This is a genomic window from Micromonospora sp. A200 (genome assembly GCF_029893845.1).
GTDB classification, from domain to species: domain Bacteria; phylum Actinomycetota; class Actinomycetes; order Mycobacteriales; family Micromonosporaceae; genus Micromonospora; species Micromonospora purpureochromogenes.
The window spans coordinates 57225-83845 of sequence record NZ_JARXXY010000013.1 but is presented as its reverse complement, the minus strand read 5'-3'; the positions used below and the strand labels follow the sequence as shown (position 1 = coordinate 83845).

Below are 26621 nucleotides of genomic sequence, written 5' to 3'. Positions count from 1 at the left end.
TCACTCCTTCTCGGTGAAGCCGAACTGCACGACGCCCTCGTCGTCGACGACCGCGTCGACCGAGGTGTCTTCGAGCAGCTCGGCGGCGTCCGGGTCGAGGAAGATGCGGGCGCCCTGGTTGTCGACCACCTTGTCGCCCTGCGCCGGTTCCGGCACCAGCTCGATGGTGAGCGAGCCGGCGTCGGTGTCCGCGGCGATGCGCAGCCCGCCGTCCTGGGCGACGTCCTGCTGGAGGGCGAGGTCGCGGATCACCATCACGGCGTTGTCGGTCATCTTGAGCATGTCGGAACTCCTCATGGGTTCTCGGCAGCGGGGCCTCGCGCGGAGTGGCGAAGCGCGCACCTGATGGCGAACCTGTCGTCGCCCGGCGAATCGGGGCGCATCGCGCAGCCCCCTCACCCCCACCGTGCCCCCTGAGCGGGCGTCCGTCAAATAGACCGGGCTCTGTGGGAGCGCCCCCGCGCCTGCGGCGTTTCCGCTCCTCAGCGCCGTTGGCGCCGTACGCTGGGATCGAGGTGGCCGGGGCCGGTCAGCCGCCGCCCCGCCGCACCCGGACCGAGATCCGGAAAAAACTTTCGGCGGGGAGTCTTGCCTGGCGGAAATCTCCATGACAGCGTCGACGCATGCATCGTCGTCTCTTTACCCGGAGTCTGGCGCTGGCGACGCTCGCCGCCACCGTGGCCACCGCCGGCGCCCTCCCCGCCACCGCCGAGTCGCCGACCCCGGCGGCCACCCGGCTGCACGCCACCATCGACGCGATCCTCGCCGACGCCCGGCTCACCGGGGCACAGGCGGGCGTGGTCGTGGTGGACACCGCCACCGGGCAGACCCTGTACGACCGCAACGGTGACCGCCGGCTGATCCCCGCCTCCAACACCAAGCTGCTCACCTCGACCGCGGCACTGGAACTGCTCGGCCCGGGGCACCGGTTCACCACCGACGTGCACTCCACCGGGCAGCGCCGGGCCGGGCTGGTCTCCGGCGACCTCTACCTGCGCGGCGGCGGCGACCCGACGATGCTCGCCGCCGACTACGACGCGCTCGCCGCCGAGGTGGCCGCGGACGGCGTACGGGTGGTGACCGGCAACCTGGTCGCCGACGACACCCGCTACGACCGCACCCGGCTCGGTCCGGACTGGACGTGGGACGACGAGTCGTACTACTACGCGGCGCAGGTCTCGGCGCTGACCGTCGCCCCGGACACCGACTACGACGCCGGCACCGTGATCGTGCAGGCCGCCCCGGCCGCGAGCGCGGGCGCGCCGCCGACGATCACCATGACGCCGCCCAACGGCTACGTGCGGATCGACAACCGGGCCGAGACGGTGGCCGAGGGCGAGACCACGATCACCTTCGAACGGGAGCACGGCACCAACACCGTGGTGGTCACCGGCCAGATCGCCGTCGGCGACGCGCCGTCCAGCGACTGGATGACCGTCTGGGAACCGACCGGGTACGCCGCCGACGTCTTCCGGGCCGCGCTGCGCCGCCACGGCGTGCGGGTGCTCGGGCGTACCGTGCTCGGCCGGGCCACCCCGGACGACGCGGCACCGGTGGCCCGGCACGACTCGATGACCCTGGTCGAGCTGATGGTGCCGTTCCTGAAGCTGTCCAACAACGGGCACGCCGAGGTGCTCACCAAGGAGATCGGGCGGGTCATCTCCGGCTCGGGCACCTGGTCGGCGGGGCTGACCGCGATCAGCGAGTACGTCGCCGACACCGGCATGGACACCGGCACCCTGCGCCAGCGCGACGGCTCGGGGCTGTCCCGGCGCAACCTCATCCCGCCGGCCGAGTTCGTCGCCCTGCTCGCGGCGGTGCGCGCCGAGCCCTGGTTCGCCGACTGGTACGCCGCCCTGCCGATCGCCGGCAACGCCGAGCGTTTCGTCGGTGGGACGCTGCGCAGCCGGATGCGCAACACGCCGGCGGCGAACAACGTGCACGCCAAGACCGGCAGCCTGACCGGGGTCTCCGGCCTCTCCGGCTACGTCACCGACGCCGACGGCCGGGTGCTGGCCTTCTCCGTGGTGCTCAACAACTACCTGGCCTCGTCGGTGAAGGGGCTGGAGGACCAGATCGCCATCGCGCTGGCGTCGTACACCGAGAAGAGCGTGAGCACCGCGCGGGTGGCGCCGCCGGTGGCGCCCGACGCGCCGCGCGCCCCCGAGGGGCTGGAGTGCTCCTGGGTGAAGCCGATCGCCTGCTGAGAACGGGTGCGGGGGCCCGTCCGGAACGGGACCCTGCACCCGCCGGCTCAGCCGGCCGCCGCGGCGGCTTCCCGCAGCCGGGCGGCGATGCGGCGCGGCTCGTGGGTTCCGTGACAGCCTCTCCAGGGTCAGACCCGCTCCAGCACCACCACGGGGATCTCCCGGTCGGTTCTGGTCTGGTAGTCGTCGTACGCCGGCCAGATGTCGACCATCGTCCGCCACATCCGGGGCTTCTCCGCGGGCCCGGCGGTCCGCGCCCGCACCGCGAAGGTCTCCGCGCCCACCTGCACCTCGGCCTCGGGATCGGCGAGCAGGTTCAGGTACCAGGCCGGATGCTGCGGCGCCCCGCCCAGCGAGGCCACGACCAGGTAGTCGTCGCCGTCGCGGCCGTAGATCAGCGCGGTCCGGCGCAACTTGCCGCTGCGACGGCCACGGGTGGTCAGCAGCAGGGTGAAGACGCCCGGCCGCCACTCGTGCCCCTGCTCGCCGCCGGTCTCGACGTACCGTCGGATGTGGTCGGCCACCCAGCCCTCGGGGCTGTCCAGCACCTGCTCGCTCGCCGTCACGGCCCCGCCTCCCGCGCCTCGTCGCCGTCGTCGCGCCCACGCTACTCCGGCCGGCCGCCCAGAGCCGGCGAACCGGGTCAGCGCAGGGCGACCGCGCGCAGCGCGACGTTGCCGCAGTCGTTGAAGGTCTCCTCGTTGGTCCAGGAGATCAGCAGCTTCTGCCCCGGGGCGACCCGGAATCGGACGACGAACTGGGCGCTGTGGTTGGTGTGCGGATCCTCCAGGCGCAGGGTGCTGGTCGGGCCGCCGGTGGAGAGCCGCACGTCGAGCCGGCCGCGGGCCATCCAGAGCCCGGCGAAGAGGTGCACGGTGCGCAGTTCGCCGCTGCCGAGCACGGCGAGGCGGAAGCCGTTGCCGACGTGGCAGGTGTGGATGCCGGTCGAGGTGCCACCCTCGCCCTGCACCGGGGCGCCGTCGCGCCAGCCGAACAGCTCCGGGTCGGTGTCGTAGCTGCTGCGCGCGCCCGGCCCGCCCGCGTCGCGGATCTCGCCCGAGCCTCCGCGCTTGCGGACCACGGAGTCCGGGCCGCGCAGCCCCCAGTGCACCCAGTCCCGGCCGCCGAGGTGGGTCAGGTCCACCATGGCCGGCACGTCGGCCCGGTCCACGCTGAGCAGCGGCGTCGGCGGCTTCGGCGCCGGCGTCGGGGTCAGCGAGGGCGACGGTGCGGGCGTCGGCGGGCGCTGCCGGGGCCGCAGCCCCGGCGACGCGACACCGGCCTCGGTCACCTGGCCGGGCAGGCCGGTCGGGCGGCCGGCCGGCGTGGAGGCCGCGCCGGGCGGCGCCTCGCCCTCACCGCGCGGCTCGGGCTTCGGATCGATGCTGAGGTACGCCACCAGCGCGGCGAGGCAGACGACGGCGGTCAGCGCCTCGACGGTCCACCGACGACGGTGCCGGTGCCGGGCGATCCGACGTGCCGTGCTCAGGCCCCGGTCGAACCCCGTCCGTCTCGGCTCGTCGTCCGTCACCGCTTCTCCGCTCTCCCCACCCACGGTCGCGCCCGCGCGGCGGTCGCGGGTCGCTGCGTGAGCCGCCTCACGTTTTCATCCGAACGGCCTCTTGCGCCACCTGCGGGGGCAGGGGCGTTTCCAGTTCGTTACCAAGCGGTAGTAACGGAAACTTTCCTGTCAGTTATAGCCGTCCGTCCGGTTCGGAGCCAGTCGAGTCCCACCGGGAATCAGCGGATCTCGAAGCCCAGCGCCTGGGCCAGCACCAGCGCCTGCTCCGGGTCGATCACCGCGCCGGCCCGCTCGACCGCCGTCGGGTCCAGCGCGGTGAGGTCGCTGCCGCGCAGGTCCGCCCGGCCCAGCCGGACGGCGTGCAGCTGCGCGGCGGAGAGGTCGACGCCGGTCACCGTCGCCCCGGTCAGGTTGGCCCCGGTCAGGTCGGCCTCCCGCATCCGCACGTCGGTGAAGCTCACCCCGCGCAGGTCCGCCCCGGGCAGCGCGACGAACGACCAGTCGCCGCCGGCGACCCGCAGCCCCCGCAGGTCGCACTGGTCGAAGGTGCTGCCCACCAGCTTGCAGCCGGTGAACTCCGCCTCGAAGAAGTTGCACCGCTTGAACACGCAGCGGGTGAAGGCCGAGTCGACGTGCCGGGAGGAGTTGAACCGCACGTTGCCGAAGGTGCAGCCGGTGAAGGAGGCGTTCCGGCTGACCGCCTCGGTGAGGTCGACGTCGTGGAAGACGCAGTTGACGAAGTGCCGGTCGACCAGTTCCTCGGCGTACCAGTCCTGCTGGCGGAAGGTCACGTCCTCGGTCGGCTCGGGCATCGCACCACCCTATGCGGCGGCACCGACAGCGGTCGTGGGCCTTCCGCCGCCGGCGTACCGGCTAGTAGGTTCGGCGACGTGAGCGTGGCACGTACTACCGACCCGGACCTCATCGGCTTCGACCCGGCGCGGCTCGCGCGCATCGACCGACACTTCGGCCGGTACGTTGACGACGGCCGGCTCGCCGGCTGGCAGATCGTGGTCACCCGCCGCGGCGAGATCGCCCACTCCTCGACGTACGGCATGCGGGACGTGGAGGCCGGCGCGCCCGTGGAGCGGGACACCCTCTGGCGCATCTACTCGATGACCAAGCCGATCACCTCCGTCGCGGCGATGATGCTCTGGGAGGAGGGCCACTTCGAGCTGAACGACCCGATCAGCCGCTGGCTGCCCGAGTTCGCCGACGTCCGGGTCTTCGACAAGGGTTCGGCGCTCAAGCCGTACACGGTGCCGGCGATCGAGCCGATCCGGGTCTGGCACCTGCTCACCCACACCTCCGGCCTGACGTACGGCTTCGCGCAGAGCTCGGTGGTCGACGCCCTCTACCGCGCCGCCGGCTACGACCTGGGCGTGCCGGCCGGGCTGGACCTGGCCGGCGCCTCGGCCGGGATGGCCCGGCTGCCGCTGATGTTCCAGCCCGGCACCGGCTGGAACTACGGCGTCTCCACCGACGTGCTGGGCCGGCTGGTCGAGGTGGTCTCCGGGCAGCGCCTGGACGCGTTCTTCACCGAGCGGATCCTCACCCCGCTGGGCATGACCGACACCCGCTGGTGGGTCGACGAGCCGGACGCCAAGCGGCTCGCCGCCCTCTACACCCCGCACCCCGGCACCGGGCAGGCGGTCCGCGTCGACCGGATCGGGGCGGCCGCGCTGAACCGCCCCGACTGCCTCTCCGGCGGCGGCGGGCTGGTCTCCACGGCCGCCGACTACCACCGGTTCACCCAGCTGCTGCTGCGCGGCGGCGAGCTGGGTGGCGTACGCCTGCTCGCGCCCCGCACGGTCCGCTACATGACCCGCAACCACCTGCCCGGCGGCGGCGACCTGGCGTCGTTCGAGCCGGAGGGGTTCGCCGAGACGGTGCTGGACGGCATCGGCTTCGGCCTGGGCTTCGCCGTGGTGCAGGACCCGGTGCCCGCCCGGGTGCCCAGCAGCGTCGGCGAGTACTACTGGGGCGGCCTGGCCAGCACGGCCTTCTGGGTCGACCCGGTGGAGGAGGTCACCGCGCTGCTGTTCACCCAGCTGATGCCGTCGAGCACCTATCCGCTGCGCTCGCAGCTGCGCCAGCTGGTCTACTCCGCCCTGGTCGACTGAGCCGTTCCGCCGACGGGCGGCCGGGCCGGTCCATAGCCTGGACGGCATGAGCAACGTCGTGGTGTACGGCGCCGGTGCCGCGGGCTCGCGGATCGTCACGGAGGCGGCCGATCGGGGACACCGGGTCACGGCGGCGGTCCGCCGCCCGGAGGCGCTCACCTGGCTGCCCGCCGGGGTGAAGGTGGTGACCGGGGACGCCACTTCGGCGCAGAGCGTCCGGGAGCTGGCAACCGACGCCGACGTCATCGTGGTGGCGATCGGCGGCGGGGAGCGGGCGCTCTGGCGGGACGCGGCGGAGAACCTGGTCACCGTCCTGCGGGACGTGCCGAACCCGCCCCGCCTCATCCACGTCGGCGGCGGGGCGACCCTGCTGACGCCGAACGACACGCCGCTCCTCGACGAGCCGGACTTCCCCGACGAGTACCGGGACGCGGCGCTGGGCCAGGCCGACGCCCTCGCCCTCTACCGGTCCTCGGCCGACGGGCTGACCTGGACGTATCTGTCCCCGCCGCCGGTGGAGTTCCACCCGGGCGAGCGGACCGGCCGCTACCGCACCGGCACCGAGCACCCGGTGGTCGACGAGGGCGGCCGTTCGGTGCTGACCTACGAGGACCTGGCGGTCGCCATCGTCGACGAGATCGAGAACCCGCGCTTCGAGAACATGCGGTTCACCGCCGCGTACTGAGGCTTAGGTCAGCCGGGCCGGGAAGCCGCCGGTGGCGATCGGCCCCCAACTCTCGATGGTGATCCGGATCAGGGACTTGCCCTGGCGGACCATCGCCTGCCGGTACTCGTCCCAGTTCGGGTGCTCGCCGGAGATGCTGCGGAAGTACTCCACCAGCGGCTCCAGGGCGTCCGGCAGGTCGAGCACCTCGGCGGTGCCGTCGACCTGCACCCAGGGGCCGTCCCAGTCGTCGGAGAGCACGCACGCGGAGACGCGCGGGTCGCGGCGGATGTTGGCCGCCTTGGCCCGCTCGGGGTAGGTGGAGATGACCAGCCGGCCCTGGGCGTCGACGCCGCAGGAGACCGGCGAGGACTGCGGCCGGCCGTCGGACCGGGTGGTCATCAGCAGGACCCGGTGTCGGGGGCGGATGAACTCGATCAGGGCGTCCCGGTCGACCCGGGTGTTGCTCGCGATGGTGCGTGCCATGCGTCGGTTCTACCAGGCCGGGGCCGGCGTGCTCCGGCCGCGGCCGGGCCGGGTCAGCGGGCCCGGCCGGCGACCCCGCCGGGAGCCGCCTGGGTGGGGACCCGGGGCCGGGACGGCGGGCGCCAGGCGCGGCCGTTGGCGTAGATCACCCGGAAACCGAGGTACGCCGCGAGCGGCGCCCAGTGCGCCGAGCCCATCCGCAGCTCGGCGGCGTTGTGCCGCTGGCCGTTGGCGAGCACGTCGAGCAGCACGGTTTCGAAGGCGGCCGATTCGACCCAGTCGACGTCGCGGGTGAAACCGCAGATCAGGGCCGCTCCGGTGACCTCCAGGAAGTCGCGCAGCACGGCGTCGGAGGCCCGCAGCACAGAGCAGCTGCCGAAATAGAGCCGGCGTCCCTCGCACCGGCCGGCCATCCGCTGCGCCACGTCGGTCAGCTCGACGGAATCCCAGTCGGTGAGGCAGAGCCGGCTCGGCTCGCCGTGCATGGCGAAGAAACCGACCCGGTAGTCGGCGTACTGCTTGAGCAGCCAGCGGTCGAGGAAGTAGAAGAGCTCGTCCCGGGTGGCGGCGTCCTTGTGGATGAAGCGGATCCGCCCGAGCCGTTCCAGCAGCTCCAGGGTGGGCAGCACGGAGCCGCGCTCGTTGAGGTCCCGGTGCCACTGCCCCTCGACGCAGAAGACGCCACCGCGTGCCACGTCCACCTCCCCCGTCACACCGCCGCGCCTGACGTTACCGGGCCGGGACCGGGCGGCGACATCACCCGGAGTGTGCCCGCCGACTCCCCCGTGTCACCTTCCCGACCTGCCGGGTCGTCCATTCCGATCCCGCGATGTCTGCTCCGAATGGGTGTTTCGCAAATCATCGCAATTCCCAGGGAATGCCCAGGGACGGCCGATCGTGAGGACAATTCTCATTAATCGCCACCAACCGGCAGCCGAACTGTCAGGGTGAAAAGCGCGGGACGTTCCGGTCGATGTCCTGACGGGTCACCTCAATCGCTCTCCTATCGGAGGACTTCTGTGCGCGTGAACACCTTGAAGCGAGCTGCCGTCGCGTTCGCCCTGGCGCTGCCGGGCGCCGCGATCGCCGCGGTGGTCGCGGCTCCAGCGGCCCACGCCGACGGCTGTTACACCTGGCAACGCACCCTCTCCGCCGGGAGCTCCGGCAACGACGTGCGTCAGCTGCAGATCCGGGTCGCGGGTTGGGCCGGCGCCGGCGGGATCGTCCGCATCGACGGCCGCTACGGACCGGAGACCGCCGCCGCGGTCAAGCGGTTCCAGACGGCGTACGGGCTGCGCAGCGACGGCATCGCCGGACCGCAGACCTTCAACAAGCTCTACCAGTTGCAGGACAACGACTGCACCCCGGCGCACTTCAGCTACTCGGAGCTGGACAACGGCTGCGGCCGCGGCGGGTGGAGCGGGGGCCCGCTGTCGGCGGACCAGACCCGGGCCAACGCGGTGCGGACCATGTGGAAGCTGGAGGCGCTGCGCCGGGGGCTGGGCGACCAGCCAATCAACGTCACCAGCGGCTTCCGCAGCACCACCTGCAACAACCAGGTCGGCGGCGCGTCGGACAGCCAGCACCTCTACGGCAACGCCGCCGACCTGACCTCGCGGAACAGGTCGCTGTGCGAGCTCGCCCGGGCCTCGCGCAACCACGGGTTCAGCGGGATCCTCGGCCCCGGGTACCCTGGCCACAGCACCCACGTGCACGTGGACTCGCGGCGGGAGAACAACAGCGACCGGACGACGAACCGGACCTCCTGGTCCGCCCCGAACTGCGGGGTGGGCAGCGGCGACTGAGCCGAACGATCCACCCGACGTGGCGGTGTCCCCTCCGTGGGACGCCGCCACCTCGCGCACACCGGTCGGCGGGGACATCGCCGGCCGGCCCGGGGGTAGGGGACCGTCGGGCCGGCCGGCGAGGTGGCGCCCGGGCGATGCGGGCGGTCGTACCTCCGCTCAGCTCGCCCGGGGCCAGCGCGGCGCGGTGGCGGGGGGTGCCACCGGACGGCCGGGCCCACCGGACCGGACGGCGGGCCGGACTCCCGGTGCGGTGACCCGGCCGGTCTGGCCGCGCGTCGGATGGCCGTGGGCCGGCCGGTCGGTCGGGGTACGGCCCGGGTGGACCGGGGCCGGCCGGTCGGCCCGGGCGGCGGCGGGACCGTTGAAGGTGAACGGGAACGGCACGTGCACGAAGGGGTTGCCGTGCCGGATCAGCGCGTCGATCTGACGCTCGTTGAGCCCGTGCGTCTCCAGCACCCGGCGGCCCCAGCGGTGCAGGCGGCACGGGTACGACGCGCCGTCGTTGCGGCACAGCGGCCCGTTGGGCCACTCCTCGGCGGCGTGCACCACCACCGCCCGGACCGCGAGCCGGACGTCCTCCGGTGTCAGCGGCGCCGGCACCGGCACCTCACCCAGGATCTGATCGATGGGATCCGTCGACTGCTCACCAACTCGCAAGGCAGGCCTCCCGCAGCTCGGCAGCGATTGCGGCTGATCGCCGCAGCGCATCCTCGGCCAGTGGTACGGCCCGAACCGGACGAAAGTTCAATCGCGCCACGCGGTGAGGAGGTCCTCCGCCGACAGGGCCCGTACGCCCTCCACGGCCGTCCCACCGCGGGACACCACGACCGGCTCGACGCGTTCGTCGGCCCCGGGCATCCGGGCCCGGTGCGCGAGCAGCCGCCCCAGGTCGTGGGTGTCGAAGGGCCGGCTCTCCAGCCACTTGACGGAACCGACGAAGGTGATCCGGCGAGCGACCGGCCCCCGGTCGGCACCGACCAGATCGATCTCAGGGTCGTTCGTACGCGTCCAGTAGCCGCCGACCACCGCGGTGCCGTCCGGAAGGTGGCCCGCGGGTAGTCGGCGCAGCGACTCCCGGACGACGGGCTCGATCGCACGGCCCCGCCACGACGCCCACGACGTCCTGATCCGCTCCAGGGTCAGGTCGCCCCGGCCGCGCTCGATCTCCGGAAGGTGGGGGCCGAGGAAGGACAACCAGAAGCGGAGGTAGGGGTCGGCGACCGTGTAGCGGGTCTCCCGAGAGGGCCGGGTGGACAGCGGAACCGCCACGTCGACGATGCGCTTGTCGGTCAGCAGGCGCAGCGCCCGGTTGAGCGAGGCCTGCGGCAGATCGCCCGCGGCCCGGGCGATGAGGGAGAAGGTCCGCTCACCGGAGCCGATGGCTCGCAGCACCAGGCCCGCCTGCGACTGCGTCGGAAACTCGGCCGCCAACGCCCGCTCCGCGCTGACCAGCAGCGCCGAGGTCGGATCGATCACCGCGTCGGCGAGGTAGTCGCTCAGTGAAGCGCCGCCGGGCCACTCGTCGAGGATCAGCGGCAGCCCACCCGACACCAGGTACGCGTCGAAGGCCTCGGCCGGGGCGAGGCCGAGCATGTCGCGGACGTCAGCCGGGCTCAGCGGCGGGATCACCATCTCGGTCGCTCGCTGGTGGAACGGCTGTCCGTAGTCGTTGAGCGCCTCCATCATCGCCAGGTCCGAGCCGACGCAGACGAGCAGCACGGGACGCCGGGAGAACTCCCGGTCGAAGACCTTCTGCAGGGTGCCTTCGAAGCCCGGATCGGTGGCGATCAGGTACGGCATCTCGTCGAGGACGACGACGCTCGGCCGGTCGGTCGGTAACGCGGCGGCGAGCAGGGTGAGCGCAGCATCCCAGGTCGTCGGCCGCTGGGCCGCGAAGAGGTGGGCCCCGGGCAACGAGGAGTCGGCGGCCGCCGCCACGAACAGGGCGAGGTCCGCGGTGACGGTGGGCTGGGCGGAGGCGGTGAAGAACAGGTGCGGCACCTCGGCGCGCTCGACGAACTCCTCCACCAGTCGCGACTTGCCGACCCGGCGCCGCCCGCGCATCAGCAGGGCACGACCCGGCCGGCCGGCTCGTCCCCCTCGACGGACCTTGTCGAGCATCCCGTCGAGCACGGCCAACTCTCGGGTACGTCCGATGAAACCGTCCATGCACTCAGCTCCGATACTCTCATCGGTGATACAACCAAAAATGAGTGTATGCCGGAGAGCAAGGGAAGGGCGTCAGACCAGGCCCGCGTCGTGTACCAGCAGCGCCACCTGCACCCGGTTGTTGAGCTCCAGCTTCGTCAGCAGCCGCGACACGTACGCCTTGACCGTCGCCACGCTCATGTACAGCTCGGCGGAGATCTCCGCGTTCGTCCGGCCCCGCCCCAGCCTGACGGCCACCTCCCGTTCCCGCCCGGTCAGCCCGTCGAGCAGCCGCAGCGCCCGCTCCCGGCGGGGATCCGGGCCGGCCGGCCCGCCGGCGGTGACGTGGGTGATCAGCTTGCGGGTGACCGTCGGGGAGAGGGTCGCCTCCCCGGCCGCCACCCGGCGTATCGCCTGGACGATCTCGGCGGGCGGGGTGTCCTTGAGCAGGAAGCCGCCCGCCCCGGCGCGCAGCGCCCGCAGCACCTGATCGTCGGCGTCGAAGGTGGTCAGCACCAGCACCTCCGGCGGCCGGGGCAGCGCCCGCAGCGCCTCGGTCGCCGCCAGCCCGTCCACCCGGGGCATCCGGATGTCCATCAGCACCACGTCGGGCGCGTACGCCTCGACCGCGGCCGGCACCTCGGCGCCGTCGGCGGCCTCGCCGACCACCCGGACGTCGGGCACCCCACCGAGGATCATCGACAGCCCGGCGCGGACCAGCGCGTCGTCGTCGACGATCAGCACCCGGACCGGTGCGCCCTCCCCCGTCACGCCGGCCACGGCAGCCAGGCGGTGAGCCGGAAGTCGCCCGCCGGGTCCCGCCCGTACGCCAGCCGACCACCGGCCAGGGTGACCCGCTCGGCGATGCCCACCAGGCCGGTACCGGCCCCCGGGATGGCCGGCTCGGGCGGCTCCCCCACCGGCCACGGATTGCGGATCTCCACGGTGAGCCCGTCGCCCGGCCGGCCGGCCAGCCGGACCCGGACCACCGCGCCGGGGGCGTGCTTGCGGGCGTTGGTCAGCCCCTCCTGCACGATCCGGTACGCGCTGCGCCCGACCGCGGCGGGCACCGTCGCCGGCTCGACGACCAGGTCCTCGGTGCTCACCCGTACGCCGGCCGCCCGGCACTCGCCGATCAGCGCCGGTACGTCGGCGAGCGTCGGCTGGGGGCGTTCCGGCGTCTCCGCCTCCGCCCCGCCGACCTCCGCGCGCAGCACCCCGATCACCTCGCGCAGGTCCTGCAGGGCGGCGTGGGCGCTGGCCCGGATCACCCCGGCCGCCCGGGCCACCTCCTCCGGTGGCGCGTCCGGCCGGAACTCCAGCGCCCCGGCGTGCAGGCTGAGCAGGGAGATCCGGTGGGCCAGCACGTCGTGCATCTCGCGGGCGATCCGGGTGCGTTCCAGCTGGCGCGCCTGGGCGACGCGCAACTGCTGCTCGGCCTCGGCCCGGTGCGCCCGCTCGCGCAACGAGGTCACCAGCTGGCGGCGGGCCCGGACGAACATCCCCCAGGCCAGCACGCCACCGAGGAACGACGCCGTCCAGACCGTCGCCGCCCATAACGGCAGGGCCGGATCGGGCCGCAGGCTCTGGTAGACGGGGGTGACCAGCAGGTGCGCGCCGACCAGCGCGCCCGCCACCGGGAACGGCCGGTGCACCGCCACGGTGAACAGGATGATCAGCAGGGCCACCGCCGCGGTGACCGAGAAGACCGCCAGCGGCAGGCTGGCCACGGCCAGCGCGACCGGCCAGCGCCGGCGCAGCCAGAGGGCCGCCGTGCTGAGCAGGCCGACCACCAGGTCGACCTCGTTGAGCCAGGACGGGCCGGCGTTGAGGGCGAACTCCGGCGCCGGTCCGACCGAGTCCCCGAAGGCGAGCAGCACCCAGCACAGCGCGAGCAGGAAGGTGAGCCCGTCGACCAGCCAGTCCCGCGTGGTCCGGCGGGCCACCGGGGTCGCGGGGGTCAGGGCCCCCGGCAACAGCCAGGGAAGTTCGGGTACGACGGCACTGCTCACCCGCCAATGGTAGTTAGCCGTCCGGCGCGGGCGGCAGCTACCAAAGTCGACGCCCGCCGTGGCCACAGGTGTACCCGGCTCTCGACCGCCGGCCGCAGCGCGACGCCGGGTGGCCCCGACAGGCTCGACGGCATGATCACGGTCGAACACCTCACCAAGCGGTACGGTCCGCACGCCGTCGTGGACGACGTGTCGTTCCGCTGCGAGCCGGGGACGGTCACCGGCTTCCTCGGCCCGAACGGCGCCGGCAAGTCCACCACCATGCGGATGATCTGCGGGCTGACCCCGCCGACGTCCGGCGGGGCCACCGTCGCCGGACGCCCCTACCGGCAGCTGCCCAACCCAGGGCGGGAGGTCGGCGTCCTGCTCGACGCCTCGGCCCAGCACGCGGGGCGCACCGGCCGGGAGGCGCTCGCCCTGGCCGCCCGGACCATGGGCGTCGACCGGCGGCAGGTCGCCGCCAAGCTCGACCTGGTCGGGCTGAACGCGGCGGCGGCGAAGCGGCGGGTCGGGGCGTACTCGCTGGGGATGCGACAGCGGCTCGGCCTGGCGCTGGCGCTGCTGGGTGACCCCCGGGTGCTGATCCTGGACGAGCCGGCCAACGGCCTCGACCCGGAGGGGATCTTCTGGATGCGCGGCCTGCTGCGCGACTTCGCCGACCGGGGCGGCACGGTGCTGCTCTCCTCGCACCTGCTGCGCGAGGTGGAGGCCGTCGCCGACCTCCTGGTGGTGATCGGCGCCGGCCGGGTGGTCGCGCAGGGCGGCAAGGACGACCTGCTCGCCGGCACCGGCACCCTGGTCCGCGCCCGGGACCCGCGCGCGCTGCGGCTGACCCTGGACCGGGCCGGCCTGCCCGCCGACGCCGACACCGACGGCGGGCTCCTGGTGCGGGCCGAGGCCGAGGCGGTGGGGCAGGCCGCCGCGGACGCCGGTCTCGTCCTGACCGAGCTACGGCCCGCCGGCAGCGGCGGCCTCGAACAGCTCTTCCTCACCCTCACCGCCGGCACGTCGACGAAGGAAGCCGTGAAATGACCGCCACCACCGCCGCACCCACCGTCACCGTCCGTCCCACGCCTGCCGGGCCGTCGCTGGTCCGGTTGACCGAGGTGGAGCTGCGCAAGCTCGCCGACACCCGGGCCGGCGGCTGGCTGCTGGTCACCATCGGGCTGATCGCCGCCGCCATCGTCACCGTGCAGCTGTTCGTCCTCGACGAGGCCGCGCAGAGTTTCACCGCGTTCTTCACCGCGTCGCTGCTGCCGGTCGGGCTGCTGCTGCCCGTGCTGGGCATCCTGTCGATCACCGCCGAGTGGTCGCAGCGCACCGCGCTGACCACCTTCGCGCTGGTGCCGCGCCGGGAACGGGTGGTGGTCGCGAAGCTCGCCGCGGTGGTGCTGGCCGCGCTGGCCTCGGTGGCGGTCAGCCTGGCGGTGGCCACCGCCGGCACGCTGGCCGCCCGGGCCACCGGCGGGGCGGGCAGCTGGGTCTTCGACTGGTCCCAGCTGGGGCACGCGGCCGTACTCCAGGTCACCAGCGCGCTGATGGGCGCCGCCTTCGGCCTGCTGCTGCTGAACACCCCGTTGGCGATCGTGACCTACCTGCTGCTGCCCACCGTGTGGAGCATCCTGGCCATGACGGTCGCGGCGCTGCGCGGACCGGCCCGCTGGCTGGACACCTCGGTGACCATGGAGCCGCTGTTCGGCGCCGAGGTGACCGCCGGGCAGTGGGGGCGGCTCGCGGTGTCCCTGCTGGTCTGGATGGTGGCACCGCTCGCCGCCGGCCTGGTCCGCACCCTGCGGAGCGAGGTGGCGTGAGCGTGCGCGCCGAGGAGCAGGCCAGCGTGGTCGACGGCGGCGTCGGGGAGCTGGTGCTGATGTGGGGCGGGTTCCCGCTGCTCGGCGCGGGGCTGGGCGCGGCACTGACCGCCGTGTCCGGCTGGCTCGCCGACCTGCCGTGGGTGCCGTTCCAGGGCTGGTTCGAGCTGCTGGCCGGGTTGCCCGAGCGGCAGGCGCTGGCCGGCGGGACGGCGCTGCCGGCGCTGGCCGGCCTGCTCGTCGCGTACGTCGGGACGCGGGAACGGCTCACCGTGACGGTCGACCCGACGGCGGTGCGGCTGCACCGCGACGGCCACGCCCGGGACGTCGCCCGCGCCTCGGTCGCCTGCGTCTTCGTCGACGGCAAGGCGCTGGTGCTGCTCGACTCCGACGGCGCCGAACTAACCCGCGAGAAGTCGGACCTGAGCGGGGATCGGCTGCGCGCCGCGTTCACCGCGCAGGGCTGGCCGTGGCAGGAGGCCGACCCGCACCGGGACGCGTACCGGCGGTGGGTGGAGGGGCTGCCGGGGCTGCCGGCCGGCGCGGACGCGCTGCTGCGCGCCCGGCAGCGCGCCGTCGACGCGCACCGCCGCGACGACGCGCGGGACCTGCGCCGGGAACTGGCCCGGCTCGGGGTCGTGGTACGCGACGAGAACGGGCGGCAGTACTGGCGGCTGGTCCGGCTTCCGCTTCAACCGGAGGAAACGGACGGTAGCGTGGCTGTCGAGGAGCCCTGACGGCCGGGAGCGTGGCCCATGACCGAGCAGCAGCCGTACCGGGTGGTGGCCAGGCACCCCGGTTTCGAGCTGCGCCGGTACCCCGCCCACCTGGTCGCCGAGCTGCGCGTCGACGGGTCGTTCCTCGAGGCGGGCAACGCCGGGTTCCGACCGCTGGCCGCGTACATCTCCGGGGCGAACCGGTCCCGGCGGAAGGTCGCCATGACCGCCCCGGTGGTGCAGGAGTCCGCCGGCTCGGAGCAGATCGCGCGGACGGCGCCGATGGTGCAGGAGGAGGGCGAGCGACCCGGCTGCTGGGTGGTGCGCTTCGTGCTGCCGGGCGCGCTCACCGCCGCCACCGCGCCCGAACCGGAGGATCCCCGGATCACCGTCCGGGAGGTCCCCGCACAGCTCGCCGCCGCCATGCGGTTCTCCGGCCGGTGGAGCGAGAAGGCGTTCGAACAGCGGGCAACCGCGCTGGGCCGGGCGGTCACCGCGGCGGGGCTGAGCCCCACCGGCGCGATCCGGTACGCCCGCTTCGACCCACCGTGGAAGCCCTGGTTCCTACGCCGCAACGAGGTCGTGCTCCCGGTCGTCGAGTGACCGGGGCCCGGGTCGCGTCGTTGGGGCGTACGTCCCCAGGCGGGACTCGACACTGAGGGTGAAGGGGACGACGATGAGCTCCGCAGGCAACGGCACCGGCATCTTCCGCCGCAAGCCGGTCGAGGAGATCGCCGACACGAGCGAGCAGCTGTCCCGCTCGCTGGGGCTGTGGCAGCTCACCGCGATCGGCATCGGCGGCATCATCGGCGCCGGCATCTTCGCCCTGGCCGGCGCGGTCGCCAGCGAGACCGCCGGCCCGGCCGTGCTGGTGTCGTTCCTGATCGCCGGCCTGGCCAGCGCGGCGGCCGCGCTGTCGTACGCGGAGTTCGCCGGCATGATCCCGAAGGCCGGCTCGGCCTACACCTACGGCTACGTGGTGCTCGGCGAGGCGGTCGGCTGGTTCATCGGCTGGGACCTGCTGCTGGAGTACACGGCGATCGTGGCGGTGGTCGCGATCGGCATCTCCGGCTACTTCGGCTTCCTCCTCGGCGAGCTGGGCCTCGACCTGCCGGCCTGGATGCTCGGCGCGCCGGGCACCGGCGACGGGCACGTGGTCGACCTGTTCGCCGTGGTGCTCTGCCTGCTCATCGCGTACCTGCTCACCCTGGGCATCAAGACGGCGGCCCGCTTCGAGACGTTCGTGGTCGGGCTGAAGGTCGCCGTGGTGCTGCTGGTCATCGTGGTCGGCTTCTTCCACATCCGGACGGCGAACTACTCGCCGTTCTTCCCGTTCGGCATCAGCGGGGCGTTCACCGGCGCGGCCACCGTCTTCTTCGCCGTCTTCGGGTACGACGCGATGAGCACCGCCGCCGAGGAGTCCCGCGACGCCCGCCGGCACATGCCCAAGGCGATCATCTACTCCCTGCTCATCTCGATGGTGCTGTACGTGCTGGCCACGCTGGTGCTCACCGGCATGCAGAACTACCGGGAGATCGACCCGGAGAGCGGCTTCTCCTCGGCGTTCGCCTCGGTGGGCCTCTCCGGCCTGGCCAGCGTGATCGCGGTCGGCGCGATCATCGGCATCCTCACCGTGATGTTCACCTTCATGCTCGGGGTGACCCGGGTGTGGTTCTCGATGAGCCGGGACGGACTGCTGCCGTCCTGGTTCGCCAAGGTGCACCCGGTGCGTCGGGTGCCGACCCGGGTCACCTGGATCGTCGGGGTGGGCTCGGCGCTGATCGCGGGTTTCCTGCCGATCCGGGAGGCGGCGGAGCTGACCAACATCGGCATCCTGCTGGCCTTCGTGGTGGTCTGCATCGCCGTGATCGTGCTGCGCTACCGCCGCCCGGAGGCGCCGCGCACGTTCCGGCTGCCGGGCATGCCGGTGGTGCCGGCGATCGGCGCGCTCTTCTCGGTCTGGCTGATCACCTTCCTGGCCCCGGAGACCTGGCTGCGGTTCGCGGTCTGGTTCGTGATCGGCGCGGTCGTCTACGCCCTGTACGGCTACCGCCGCTCGGCGCTGGCCCGGCGCGGCCCGTCCGGTCCCGGCGGTCCCTCCGGTCCGGGCGGTGCCGCCGGCCGGGGCTGACCCCCGGCCGGGTGCCCGAGGGCGTTGGGCCAGGCCAGCAGCAGCCCCAGCACCAGGCCGGTGAGCAGGCCGGCCAACGACCAGAGCGCGTCGGTGTCCATGGCGTCGACCGCGATGTTGCCCGCCCGGGCGGTGAGCACGGCGCCCACCGGCAGGGCGGCCTGGGCCAGCAGCGCCAGCAGGCCCACGGTCGGCAGGCCGAGGAGCATCGCGGCGCCGGCCATGGCGTGCCGCCGCCACGGTGGACGGCCGCCCGGGCGGTCCCAGGACAGCAGCGTCGTACCGGTCAGCAGGACCACCCCGAGGGCGAGGACCGGCCACCACCGGTGACCGGGTGGGAGAAGCCGGCCGACGGCCAGGCCGACCCCGCCGGCCAGCGCGAGGCCGAGCGTCCACCACCGGCGCTCCCGGCCGGACGCGGGGGCGGCGGCGAGTGCGCAGCCCAGCGACGCGGCGAGCGACAGCGCCGCCGCGGCGAGGCAGGCCGGGGTGAGCTCGGGCTCCCGGTCGGTGGGCGACTGCAGTGCGCCGGCCACCACGACCAGCGTCGCGGCGACGGCCGCCGCCATGCCCAGGGCGCGGCGGTGCTGCCAGTGGACCGGCCGGCCGGGTCGCCCGTGCCGGCGGACCAGGAACGCGGTGAGCAGGCCGACCGCCGCCCAACCGCCGGCCACCAGCAGCACGGTCGCCGGGACGCCGGTGACATCGGCCCGGTCGAGCAGCACGTCCGCCACCACCGCCCCGGCGCCGAGCACCAGCGCGGGGTGGGTCCACCGGCGGTCGCCCCCGCCGGTCAGCAAAAACCCGAGGACAACCAGCAGGATGGCGAGGAAGCGGACGTCGCGCGCCCAGTAGGTGTTGTTGCTCGCCAACCGTTCCGGCCACGGCCCGATCGGCTCGGTCAGCGGTTGCAGGACGGTCATGCCGACCGCCCAGAGCACCACGGCGGTGGCCGCGAGGAGCAGGCCGGCGGCGGGGCGTAGGGCGCGCATCCTGGCACGGTAGTCCCCGGCCGCCGTGATCGCCGTCCCCGCCTGGGCCGGGCCCACGTAGCTCCGCCCGGGGCCCTTCCCGGGCTCCCGCCGCCGGGCGCCGCCCGCTACGGTTCGCTCCACTGGGGAGGTGCCGTCGGTGTACGTGGTGTCCGTTATCAGGGCGCTTCGCGCCTTCACGTGAGTAGCGAGGCTGCCTAGGCTGGGCGGTACCGGACGTCGACAGGTGAGGAGGCTCCGTGGCCGACGTGGAGATCCCGACCGCACAGGGGACGCTGCCCGCGTACCTGAGCGAACCGGAGGGCGACCGGCCGCGGCCCGGCGTGGTCGTCGTGCACGACGCCTTCGGCCTGACGCCGGATGTCCGCCGCCAGGCGGACTGGCTGGCGGGCGCGGGTTTCCTGGCGGTGGCCCCCGACCTCTACTCGTGGGACAAGCGGGGCCGCTGCGTGCGCGCGACCTTCCGCGCGCTGCTCAGCGGCACCGGCCGCGCATTCGACGAACTGGACGCGACCCGCGCCTGGCTCGCCGGACGGCCGGACTGCACCGGCCGGGTCGGGGTCATCGGCTTCTGCATGGGCGGCGGCTTCGCCTTGCAACTCGCGCCCGGGCACGGGTTCGCCGCCGCGAGCATCAACTACGGGCAGGTACCGAAGGCCGCCGAACGGCTGCTGGCCGAGGCGTGCCCGGTGATCGGCAGTTTCGGCGGAAAGGACGTCAGCCTCCGGTCGGCCCCGGCCAGACTGGAGTCGGCGCTGACCACCAATGAGGTCCCGCACGAGGTCACCGTCTACCCGCAGGCGCGGCACGGCTTCCTCAACCACCACCGGCCGGGCGAGCTGACCCGGATGCAGCAGGTGGTGGCCCGGGTCGGTGGCGGGCCGCACGAGCCGTCGGCGACCCAGGCCCGGCGCCGCATCGTCGCCTTCTTCGACCGGCACCTGAGCACCGCCGGGGAGCCGGCATGATCCGGTACGCGGGGCTGCTGCGCGGCGTCAACGTCGGCACCACCCGACTGTCCATGGCCGACCTGCGCCGCCTGGTCGCCGATCTGGGGCACGCCGACGTGAAGACCTACCTCCAGTCGGGCAACGTCGTGTTCGGCAGCACCTCCACCGACGCCGCCCGGCTGGCGAAGGGCATCGAGCAGGCGCTCGCCGGCGAGCTGGGGTTGACCGTGCCGGTGCTGGTCCGCAGCGGCGCGGAGTTGGCGGCGGTGGTCGACGGCAGCCCGTACGCGGGCCGGCAGGACGACCCGACCCGGTTGCTGGTCGCCTTCCTGGCCACGGCCCCGACGAAGGCGAAGGTCGCGACGCTGACCGTGCCCGGCAACGAGAACGTCGAGTTCACCGTGGCCGGTCGGGAGGTCCACCTGCACTTCCCCGACGGCGGGTACGGCCGGTCGAAGTTCACCAACGCCTACCTGGAGAAGCAGCTCGGTGTGGTGGCCACGACCCGCAACTGGAAGTCGGTGCGGGCCCTGCGGGACCTGACCGCGTCCTGACCGGAGCGTCCCGGGGCCGCTAGATCGGCCCGGAACTGCTCGTCCGTCCGGCTGATCGTCGGAGTTACGATCTTGCCTCGGGTCGATGCCCCTCGATACGCTTCCGCGGCCATCTCACCTGAGAAAGGACCCCAGTGACCGCTCCCGTTTCCGTCGGCACCCAGAAGTCCTGGGTCGTCGCCCTGCTGCTCTGCTTCTTCGTCGGTGTGCTCGGCGTGCACCGGTTCTACGTCGGCAAGGTCGGCACCGGCATCCTGCAGCTGGTCACCCTCGGTGGCCTCGGGATCTGGACCTTCATCGACTTCATCCTGATCCTGGTCGGCTCCTTCAAGGACAAGCAGGGCCAGCCGCTCGCCAAGTAATTCGGGCGTACGCCGGCGGGGCCGGGATCCTCGCGATCCCGGCCCCGCCGCGTCCCCGCTCAGACGTGGTATGCCGTCCCGTACTCCGGCACCAGCACGCGGGTGCGGGGCGAGGCCCGGCGGACGGCGGCGACCAGGTCGTCGAGGCGCCGCCGGTCGGCGGGGCCGACGACCGGCGGGTTGGCCAGCGGGGTCTCGAAGTTGTCCCAGTGCACCGGCACCACGACCTTCGGGTGGTCCAGGGCGGCCATCAGCCGGGGCACGTAGTCGGCGGTCGCGGTGGTGGACTGCAACGCCACCATCGCCACGTCCGGGGCGAGCCCGGTGAGGTTGCGCTCGGCGAAGTCGCTGGCACCCATGAAGAACACCGCCGGACCGCCGTTGACGCGCACCTGGTACGCCAGCGTGTCCCCCTCCGGCAGGTCGGCGATGGTGGCGGGTCGGGTGGGCTGGCGGACCCGTACCCCGGGGAAGGCCATCGACCAGCCGGCGTTGCGGCTGTGCAGGGAGCTGACCACCTCGACGGTGTGGTCGCCGAAGTCGAGCACCTCCCCGCCCTTGACGGGGCTGAGCTGGCTCGCCGGCAGCCCGTACGCCAGCCCGAGGTGGTATGCGGTCAGCGTGCCGAAGACCCGGGCGCCGGTCTTCCTGGCAATGTGCGGCACGTCGTTGTAGTGGTCCCAGTGGGTGTGGGTGACCAGCACGGTGGTGGCCCGGTCCACGAGGGAGTCGACGACGGCCGTGTCGACGGTCAGCGGGGTGGCCGGGTTGAAGGCGCCGCGGAACAGCCCGGTGTCGTAGCGGCTCAGGTACGGGTCGACCAGGACGGTGCGGTCGCCGATGTCGATGCGCCAGCCGGAGGTGCCCCACCAGCGGAAGCTCACCGCACCCTGGCGGGCGCGGCCGGCGGTGGGGGTCGGCGCGGCCTGCACCGGCGTCCCGGTGGCGAGTCCGCCGGCGGTCACCACGGCGGCCCCGGCGGCGGTGGTGCGCAGGAATCGGCGGCGGTCTAGCGGGCGTGCGGACATGGTGGATCCTCCCCGTCTGCGGTGTGCGCGGTCGGTTCCCACCCCACCACCGCGCCCGCCGTCACGTCCAAGATCAAAGGCCGGGGTGGGCGATATCCGGAGCGATATCGGTCCAGCTCACTGCTGCCGGGATGCCGGGTGGGTGTGCGGAAATCAGGCCGCCCGCAACGCCTCCACCGCCGTCCGGGCGGCCTCCCCCATGGCCAGGTCGACGTCGATCCGCCGGGTGGCGAGGCGCTCGGTGCGGGCGAAGACCGCCAGCGCGTACCGGCTGCCGTCCGGGTACTCGGCCACCCCGGCTTCCAGGTGCAGCCCGGGCAGGGTCCCGGTCTTCGCGGCGACGCGTACCCCGGCCGGGAAGCCGGAGGCCAGCCGGGTCCAGAAGAGCTGCCGCGACATCAGCTCCCGGACGGTGGCGCAGGCCGCGGCGGGGCCCGCCTCGTCCCGCCAGATCAGGCCGAGCAGCCGGGTGATCTCCCGGGCCGTGCTCGACGTGGTGTGCGCGGGGTCGAAGACCCGCATCGCCCGGACCCGCTCCTCGGGCAGGGTCGGGAAGATCCGGGCGAAGTCCGCCTCGGTGCGGGCGCCGACGTCCGCGAGCATCAGCTCCACCAGCTGCCTCGGTCCACCGAGGATCCGGGTACGCGGCAGGTCCAGCTCGGCGGCGAGCATCGGCAGCACGTCCGCGCCGACCCGGCGCAGCAGCAGGTCGGCGGCAGTGTTGTCGCTGACCGACATGGCGAAGTACGCCAGGTCGCGCAGGGACACCTCGACGTCGTCGGCGCAGCCCGCCACCCCCCACCCGCCGAGCCGGTCGCCGGCCCGGACCAGCACCCGCTCGCTCGCGTCGAGCTGCCCGGCGGCGACCTGCCGGGCGAACTCCAGCACCAGCAGGATCTTGAACACGGAGGCGATCGGGGTCTGCTCGTCCGCCCGCACGGCGACCTCCCGCCCGGCCGGACCGTCCACGGGTACGACGTGCAGGCTGCCGGTGATGCCGGCCCGGGCGAAGATCTCCTCGACGTGCTGCTCCGCTGGCACCCCCGCACGGTAACCGGTGGCTGCCGTAGGGTCCGGGCGTGGACCTGCTCCGCCACCTGCGGCACTTCGTGGTGGTCGCCCGCGAGCTGCACTTCGGCCGGGCGGCCGAGGCGCTGGGCATGGCGCAGCCGCCGCTGAGCCAGTCGATCCAGCGCCTGGAACGCGAGCTGGCGGTGGAGCTTTTCGACCGGTCCCGGCGGCAGGTGCGGCTGACCACCGCCGGGCAGCTGCTGCTCGGCGAGGCCGAGGAGCTGCTGGCCGGCGAGCTACGGGTACGCCACCTGATGCGTCAGGTCCGCGACGGCGCGCTGGGCGTGTTCCGGGCCGGAGTGCCGCCGGAGACGCCGGCGGTGACGCTGCGCGCCCTGCTGGACCGGCTGGCCGCCGCCGCGCCGGGGCTCGACGTCGACCTGCACGAGCTGACCAGCGCCGAGCAGGTGCGGATGCTCGCCGAGCGGCGGCTGGACGCCGGGCTGCTGCAGTATCCGGAGGAGCCGGCCGGGTTGCGCTTCGGCCAGCCGGTGACCGTACCGGTGGGGGTGCTGCTGCCCCGGGCCTCGCCGCTGGCCCGGCCGCGCGAGGTGGCGCTGGCCGACCTGGCCGGGCTGGACCTCGTCGCCGCGCCCCGGTCCACCGCCCCCGGCTGGTACGACCACGTGCTGGACGTCTGCCGCCGGCACGGCTTCACGCCGGGCCGGGTGCGGCCGGCCCGTAATCCGGAGTTCGTCTTCGGTCTGCTGCTGGCCGGCGGCGCGGTGGCGCTGGAGCCGGAGTCGCTGGCCCGCCGGGAACCCCGGATCGCCTGGCGCCCGCTGGCCGGGCGACCGCTGGTGAAGCGGACCGCGGCGGCCTGGCCGGACCGCGCGCCGCACCCCGCGGCACCGATGTTCGGCCAGTTCGCGGCCGAGGTGCTGGCGACTGTCGAGCCCGCGCCGCCGGCCGCGGTGGCACCGTCGGCCCGGCCCTGGCCGGTGCTGTTCGACGCCACGGCCGACTGAACAGTGGTGGGCTTGTCGCAGATCGCCCGGCCGGGCCCGTGAGGGAGCGGCCCGACCGGGTAGGACAGGCGGGTGGCACCACTGCGGCGGACGCCGTGGAAGCGCTTCCGGCGCCCGGCCGGGTGCCCCCTGACGATGGGAGACAGAGCCGGATGGCGAACACGATTCCTGACATCCCCCTCAACGACGGCAACACGATCCCGCAGCTCGGCTTCGGGGTCTTCCAGATCGAGCCGAAGGACACCGTCGAGGCCGTGAGCCGGGCGCTGGAGATCGGCTACCGGCACATCGACACCGCCGAGATGTACGGCAACGAGGCCGAGGTCGGCGAGGCGGTCCGCACCTCCGGCCTGGACCGCGGCGAGGTCTTCGTGACCAGCAAGCTCAGCAACGCCTTCCACCGCCCGGACGACGCCCGCCGGGCGTTCGAGTCGACGCTGTCCGCGCTGAAGATGGACCACATCGACCTGTTCCTGATCCACTGGCCGCTGCCCACGCTCTACGACGGCGACTTCGTCTCCACGTGGAAGACGCTGGAGGAGTTCCAGCGCGACGGCCGGGCCACCTCGATCGGCGTGTCGAACTTCCAGGTGCCGCACCTCGAGCGGCTCGCCGCCGAGGCGGACGTGGTGCCCGCGGTCAACCAGATCGAGGTGCACCCGTACCTCGGCAACGAGGAGGTGCGCGCGTACGACCGGCGGCACAACATCATCACCCAGGCATGGTCGCCGATCGCCCAGGGCAAGGTGCTCGACGACCCGACCGTGGTCGACGTCGCCGAGGAGGTCGGCCGCACCCCGGCGCAGGTGGTGCTGCGCTGGCACGTGCAGCGCGGCGACATCGTCTTCCCGAAGTCGACCACGCCGAGCCGGATCGCGGAGAACTTCCAGATCTTCGACTTCGCGCTGGACGACGCGGCGATGGAGCGGATCAGCGGGCTGGACCGGGGCGAGGCCGGCCGGCAGGGCCCCAACCCGGACGAGTTCGACTACCTGCCGAGCTGACGGGTGTAACGCGGCGCGGCGGCACGGCGCACGAAAGAAGGGGCCCCGAACCGGGGCCCCTTCTTTGCGTACGAGAGGACCACGTCCGCGCGATGTCGCACCGCCGTACCCCCGCACTCCTGTTGTCCCTGCTGGTCGCCCTCGGCGCGGCGGCCTGCGGCCCCGCCGAGGAGGCGACCCCGGCGCGCTGGTCGGCGCCGGTCTCCGCCGCACCGACCCCGCCGCCACCGCCCCGGCCCACCCCGACGTCGACCGCCGAGGTGCGCGGTCAGGTCAAGGCCGCGCTGGTGGACCTGACCGACTTCCACCCGGCCATCGCGGACGTCACCTCGGAGACCGCCGAGGCGTTCAAGCTGGCCCACCCGTGCCGCGACAACCTCCCGTCGGACCGCAAGCGGACCGCGAACCGGGAGCGGCAGTGGAAGGGCGAGCAGGTCTGGATCCGGCAGTACGTCGTCGGCTACCGCACCGTGCCGGGGCGCAAGCTGACCGGCGAGCTCCGCTCGGCGCTGGCCAAGTGCCGCACCTACCAGGAGCCGGACGGCGTCACCACCACCACCGTCGTACGCCCCAAGGCGCCGCTGGTGCCGGCGGACGCCGACACCGTCTCGTGGTGCGAGCGGCTGGTCAACGACGACACCTCCTACCTCTGCACCGCGCTGGTGTCGCGGGGCAGTTACGTGATGGAACTCAACGCCGCCGAGGCCGGTGACCTGGAGAAGTGCGCGAAGCTGCTGACCAGGCTGCACCGGGAGGCCATCGGGCCGTTCCGGGACGCGACGTAGCCCGGGATCTCAGATGATGAAGTGCGTCCAGTAGGCCAGCCACACCACGAACAGCGCGCCCTGCACCAGGGCGAGCGCGGCGCTCAACCAGGCGTCGGCCGTGGCGTTGCGGGCCCACCTGGCCAGGACCAGGCCGACCGGGAACGCGGCGATCAGGTAGCGCAGCAGGCTCTTGTACACCGGTGGCCCCATCGAGAGCGGCGCGAGCACCATCAGCACCGCGTAGACGAGGTAGGGCAGCCCGAGCCGGCGGAAGCCGGCGATCACGATCACCAGCACGGCGACGGCGAACCAGACCCGGACGGCGTCCCGGGTGTCGCCGGTGAGACCGTTCCAGATCACCGGCAGCGGATTCTGCACCCGGATGCCCCAGCCCGTCTCCTGGGCGTGCTTGTAGGCGAACCAGTCCCCGCCCTTCCACCGGCAGAACGCCATGAAGGTGAGCCAGCCGGCGGGGATCAGCAGCAACGGCCAGCCGGTGCGGACGTACGCCCCGAGGCTGCGCGGGTCGAGGCGGTAGCGGTGCTGGCGGAACAGGACCAGGGCGAGCGGAACGGCCACCAGGAACCCCACCGAGCGGCTGAGCCCGAGGAAGTAGCCCAGCACGCCCACCGTCACCCACCGCCCCCGCTCGGCGTAGTGGAAGGTGGCCAGCGCCAGGCACAGGAACAGCGACTCGGTCAGCGCGGCCTGGAACAGGAACGCGGTGGGCAGCAGCACCAGGTAGCGGGTGAACCGGCGGGCGGCAGCGTCGTCGCCGAGCAGCGTCTCGCCCAGCCGCAGGGCGTAGTAGAGCAGCAGCAGGAACGCGACGTTGCTGATCAGCAGCAGCGCCATGGCGGTGTTACCGCCCAGCGGGATCGCCACCACCCGGGCCAGGAACGGGTAGAGCAGCGGGAAGCCGAAGCCCCCCTTCCACTCGCCGGTGAGCGGCTGCCGGCTCAGGCCGTCGTAGATCAGCGCGTCCCAGGCGAACCACATCGAGATCCAGCGGTGCGGCGAGATCTCCGTCTGGTCGAGGCGCGTGTTGATCTCGTCCGCCGGGGGCGCGGCGGGCGCCCCCGCCCAGGCGGTCAGGGCGATCACCCCGACCAGGGCGAGGACGACCTTCGCGCCGACGAACACGGCGAGCACGTACCGCCAGCGCTCGGGCACCCGGACGACGAGGTCGCCGGCGTGGCCGAGCACGCGGTCCCAGCGCCCGGGGAGACCGGTCGCGGGCGCGCGGCCGTCCGCTGCGGTGTCCCGCGGCCCGTCGGTCATCTGGCGCTTCCTCACG

29 protein-coding genes are annotated in these 26621 nt (G+C 73.5%); 15 read left to right on the top strand and 14 right to left on the bottom strand.

Features of this window, described 5'->3' with window-relative positions:
• On the bottom strand, positions 1-282 hold the full coding sequence (locus M2302_RS14795; protein WP_280838482.1) for an iron-sulfur cluster biosynthesis family protein: 282 nt from the start codon (positions 280-282) through the stop codon (positions 1-3).
• Positions 283-623: 341 nt separating this feature from the next.
• Here M2302_RS14795 and dacB point away from each other — a divergent pair, with 341 nt between their 5' ends.
• Positions 624-2207 (top strand): D-alanyl-D-alanine carboxypeptidase/D-alanyl-D-alanine-endopeptidase, encoded by a 1584-nt coding sequence (dacB, locus tag M2302_RS14790; RefSeq protein WP_280838481.1) that lies wholly within the window; start codon positions 624-626, stop codon positions 2205-2207.
• 128 nt (positions 2208-2335) lie between these two features.
• Here dacB and M2302_RS14785 read toward each other — a convergent pair whose 3' ends face one another.
• The 3 genes from M2302_RS14785 to M2302_RS14775 form a co-directional block, all read right to left on the bottom strand.
• The gene (locus tag M2302_RS14785; protein ID WP_280838480.1) at positions 2336-2773 is read right to left on the bottom strand and encodes a nitroreductase family deazaflavin-dependent oxidoreductase; all 438 of its coding nucleotides are present in this window, start codon (positions 2771-2773) and stop codon (positions 2336-2338) included.
• 77 nt (positions 2774-2850) lie between these two features.
• Positions 2851-3738 (bottom strand): hypothetical protein, encoded by an 888-nt coding sequence (locus tag M2302_RS14780; RefSeq protein WP_280838479.1) that lies wholly within the window; start codon positions 3736-3738, stop codon positions 2851-2853.
• Between the two features lie 209 nt (positions 3739-3947).
• On the bottom strand, positions 3948-4541 hold the full coding sequence (locus M2302_RS14775; protein ID WP_280838478.1) for a pentapeptide repeat-containing protein: 594 nt from the start codon (positions 4539-4541) through the stop codon (positions 3948-3950).
• A 78-nt stretch (positions 4542-4619) separates the two neighbouring features.
• Here M2302_RS14775 and M2302_RS14770 point away from each other — a divergent pair, with 78 nt between their 5' ends.
• Both M2302_RS14770 and M2302_RS14765 read left to right on the top strand, forming a co-directional pair.
• Positions 4620-5852 (top strand): serine hydrolase domain-containing protein, encoded by a 1233-nt coding sequence (locus M2302_RS14770; protein WP_280838477.1) that lies wholly within the window; start codon positions 4620-4622, stop codon positions 5850-5852.
• 46 nt (positions 5853-5898) lie between these two features.
• Entirely contained in the window at positions 5899-6537 is a 639-nt protein-coding gene (locus M2302_RS14765; RefSeq protein ID WP_280838476.1) for an NAD(P)H-binding protein, read from the top strand.
• A 3-nt stretch (positions 6538-6540) separates the two neighbouring features.
• Here M2302_RS14765 and M2302_RS14760 read toward each other — a convergent pair whose 3' ends face one another.
• Complete coding sequence (locus M2302_RS14760) at positions 6541-7002, bottom strand: PPOX class F420-dependent oxidoreductase (RefSeq protein WP_280838475.1); 462 nt, start codon at positions 7000-7002, stop codon at positions 6541-6543.
• A gap of 53 nt (positions 7003-7055) precedes the next feature.
• A complete protein-coding gene (locus tag M2302_RS14755; RefSeq protein WP_280838474.1) occupies positions 7056-7697 on the bottom strand; it encodes a hypothetical protein in 642 nt (213 codons plus the stop codon).
• Positions 7698-8021: 324 nt separating this feature from the next.
• Here M2302_RS14755 and M2302_RS14750 point away from each other — a divergent pair, with 324 nt between their 5' ends.
• Entirely contained in the window at positions 8022-8807 is a 786-nt protein-coding gene (locus M2302_RS14750; RefSeq protein ID WP_280838473.1) for a M15 family metallopeptidase, read from the top strand.
• A gap of 159 nt (positions 8808-8966) precedes the next feature.
• Here M2302_RS14750 and M2302_RS14745 read toward each other — a convergent pair whose 3' ends face one another.
• The 4 genes from M2302_RS14745 to M2302_RS14730 all read right to left on the bottom strand — a co-directional run bounded on the left by M2302_RS14745 (position 8967) and on the right by M2302_RS14730 (position 12970).
• Positions 8967-9467, bottom strand: a complete 501-nt coding sequence (locus tag M2302_RS14745) for a hypothetical protein (protein WP_280838472.1) — start codon at positions 9465-9467, stop codon at positions 8967-8969.
• 87 nt (positions 9468-9554) lie between these two features.
• On the bottom strand, positions 9555-10979 hold the full coding sequence (locus M2302_RS14740) for a DUF234 domain-containing protein (RefSeq protein ID WP_280838471.1): 1425 nt from the start codon (positions 10977-10979) through the stop codon (positions 9555-9557).
• A gap of 72 nt (positions 10980-11051) precedes the next feature.
• Complete coding sequence (locus tag M2302_RS14735) at positions 11052-11738, bottom strand: response regulator transcription factor (protein ID WP_280838470.1); 687 nt, start codon at positions 11736-11738, stop codon at positions 11052-11054.
• Positions 11726-12970: a histidine kinase gene (locus M2302_RS14730; RefSeq protein WP_280838469.1), complete on the bottom strand. Its 1245-nt coding sequence runs from the start codon at positions 12968-12970 to the stop codon at positions 11726-11728. The genes M2302_RS14735 and M2302_RS14730 overlap by 13 nt, the downstream gene beginning before the upstream one ends.
• 132 nt (positions 12971-13102) lie before the next feature.
• On the opposite strand from M2302_RS14730, the gene M2302_RS14725 reads away from it, so the two are divergent.
• From M2302_RS14725 to M2302_RS14705, 5 genes are all read left to right on the top strand, one after another.
• Positions 13103-14002 (top strand): ATP-binding cassette domain-containing protein, encoded by a 900-nt coding sequence (locus M2302_RS14725; protein ID WP_280838468.1) that lies wholly within the window; start codon positions 13103-13105, stop codon positions 14000-14002.
• The gene (locus M2302_RS14720; protein WP_280838467.1) at positions 13999-14781 is read left to right on the top strand and encodes an ABC transporter permease; all 783 of its coding nucleotides are present in this window, start codon (positions 13999-14001) and stop codon (positions 14779-14781) included. The genes M2302_RS14725 and M2302_RS14720 overlap by 4 nt, the downstream gene beginning before the upstream one ends.
• A complete protein-coding gene (locus M2302_RS14715; protein WP_280838466.1) occupies positions 14778-15518 on the top strand; it encodes a hypothetical protein in 741 nt (246 codons plus the stop codon). Before M2302_RS14720 ends, M2302_RS14715 begins: the two co-directional genes overlap by 4 nt.
• Positions 15519-15536: 18 nt before the next feature.
• Entirely contained in the window at positions 15537-16100 is a 564-nt protein-coding gene (locus M2302_RS14710; RefSeq protein WP_280838465.1) for a heme-binding protein, read from the top strand.
• A 73-nt stretch (positions 16101-16173) separates the two neighbouring features.
• Positions 16174-17628, top strand: a complete 1455-nt coding sequence (locus M2302_RS14705; RefSeq protein WP_280838464.1) for an amino acid permease — start codon at positions 16174-16176, stop codon at positions 17626-17628.
• Here the strand turns inward: M2302_RS14705 and M2302_RS14700 are convergent.
• Positions 17544-18620 (bottom strand): hypothetical protein, encoded by a 1077-nt coding sequence (locus M2302_RS14700; RefSeq protein WP_280838463.1) that lies wholly within the window; start codon positions 18618-18620, stop codon positions 17544-17546. The two genes, M2302_RS14705 and M2302_RS14700, sit on opposite strands and share 85 nt — an antisense overlap.
• A 239-nt stretch (positions 18621-18859) precedes the next feature.
• On the opposite strand from M2302_RS14700, the gene M2302_RS14695 reads away from it, so the two are divergent.
• From M2302_RS14695 to M2302_RS14685, 3 genes are all read left to right on the top strand, one after another.
• Positions 18860-19588 carry a dienelactone hydrolase family protein gene (locus M2302_RS14695; RefSeq protein WP_280838462.1) on the top strand — a complete coding sequence of 243 codons (729 nt, stop codon included), beginning with the start codon at positions 18860-18862 and terminating at the stop codon, positions 19586-19588.
• Positions 19585-20124: a DUF1697 domain-containing protein gene (locus M2302_RS14690; RefSeq protein WP_280838461.1), complete on the top strand. Its 540-nt coding sequence runs from the start codon at positions 19585-19587 to the stop codon at positions 20122-20124. The genes M2302_RS14695 and M2302_RS14690 overlap by 4 nt, the downstream gene beginning before the upstream one ends.
• Positions 20125-20258: 134 nt before the next feature.
• Positions 20259-20486, top strand: coding sequence for a TM2 domain-containing protein (locus M2302_RS14685; RefSeq protein WP_280838460.1), 228 nt, complete (start codon positions 20259-20261; stop codon positions 20484-20486).
• A gap of 59 nt (positions 20487-20545) precedes the next feature.
• Here M2302_RS14685 and M2302_RS14680 read toward each other — a convergent pair whose 3' ends face one another.
• The gene (locus M2302_RS14680; protein ID WP_280838459.1) at positions 20546-21514 is read right to left on the bottom strand and encodes an MBL fold metallo-hydrolase; all 969 of its coding nucleotides are present in this window, start codon (positions 21512-21514) and stop codon (positions 20546-20548) included.
• A gap of 153 nt (positions 21515-21667) precedes the next feature.
• The gene (locus tag M2302_RS14675) at positions 21668-22555 is read right to left on the bottom strand and encodes a class A beta-lactamase-related serine hydrolase (RefSeq protein WP_280838458.1); all 888 of its coding nucleotides are present in this window, start codon (positions 22553-22555) and stop codon (positions 21668-21670) included.
• Between the two features lie 38 nt (positions 22556-22593).
• Here M2302_RS14675 and M2302_RS14670 point away from each other — a divergent pair, with 38 nt between their 5' ends.
• From M2302_RS14670 to M2302_RS14660, 3 genes are all read left to right on the top strand, one after another.
• Complete coding sequence (locus M2302_RS14670; RefSeq protein WP_280838457.1) at positions 22594-23553, top strand: LysR family transcriptional regulator; 960 nt, start codon at positions 22594-22596, stop codon at positions 23551-23553.
• Between the two features lie 152 nt (positions 23554-23705).
• On the top strand, positions 23706-24557 hold the full coding sequence (locus M2302_RS14665; RefSeq protein WP_280838456.1) for an aldo/keto reductase: 852 nt from the start codon (positions 23706-23708) through the stop codon (positions 24555-24557).
• Positions 24558-24649: 92 nt separating this feature from the next.
• Positions 24650-25342, top strand: coding sequence for a hypothetical protein (locus M2302_RS14660; RefSeq protein ID WP_280838455.1), 693 nt, complete (start codon positions 24650-24652; stop codon positions 25340-25342).
• 9 nt (positions 25343-25351) lie between these two features.
• Here M2302_RS14660 and M2302_RS14655 read toward each other — a convergent pair whose 3' ends face one another.
• Positions 25352-26605 carry a hypothetical protein gene (locus tag M2302_RS14655; protein ID WP_280838454.1) on the bottom strand — a complete coding sequence of 418 codons (1254 nt, stop codon included), beginning with the start codon at positions 26603-26605 and terminating at the stop codon, positions 25352-25354.
• Between the last annotated feature and the right edge of the window lie 16 nt (positions 26606-26621).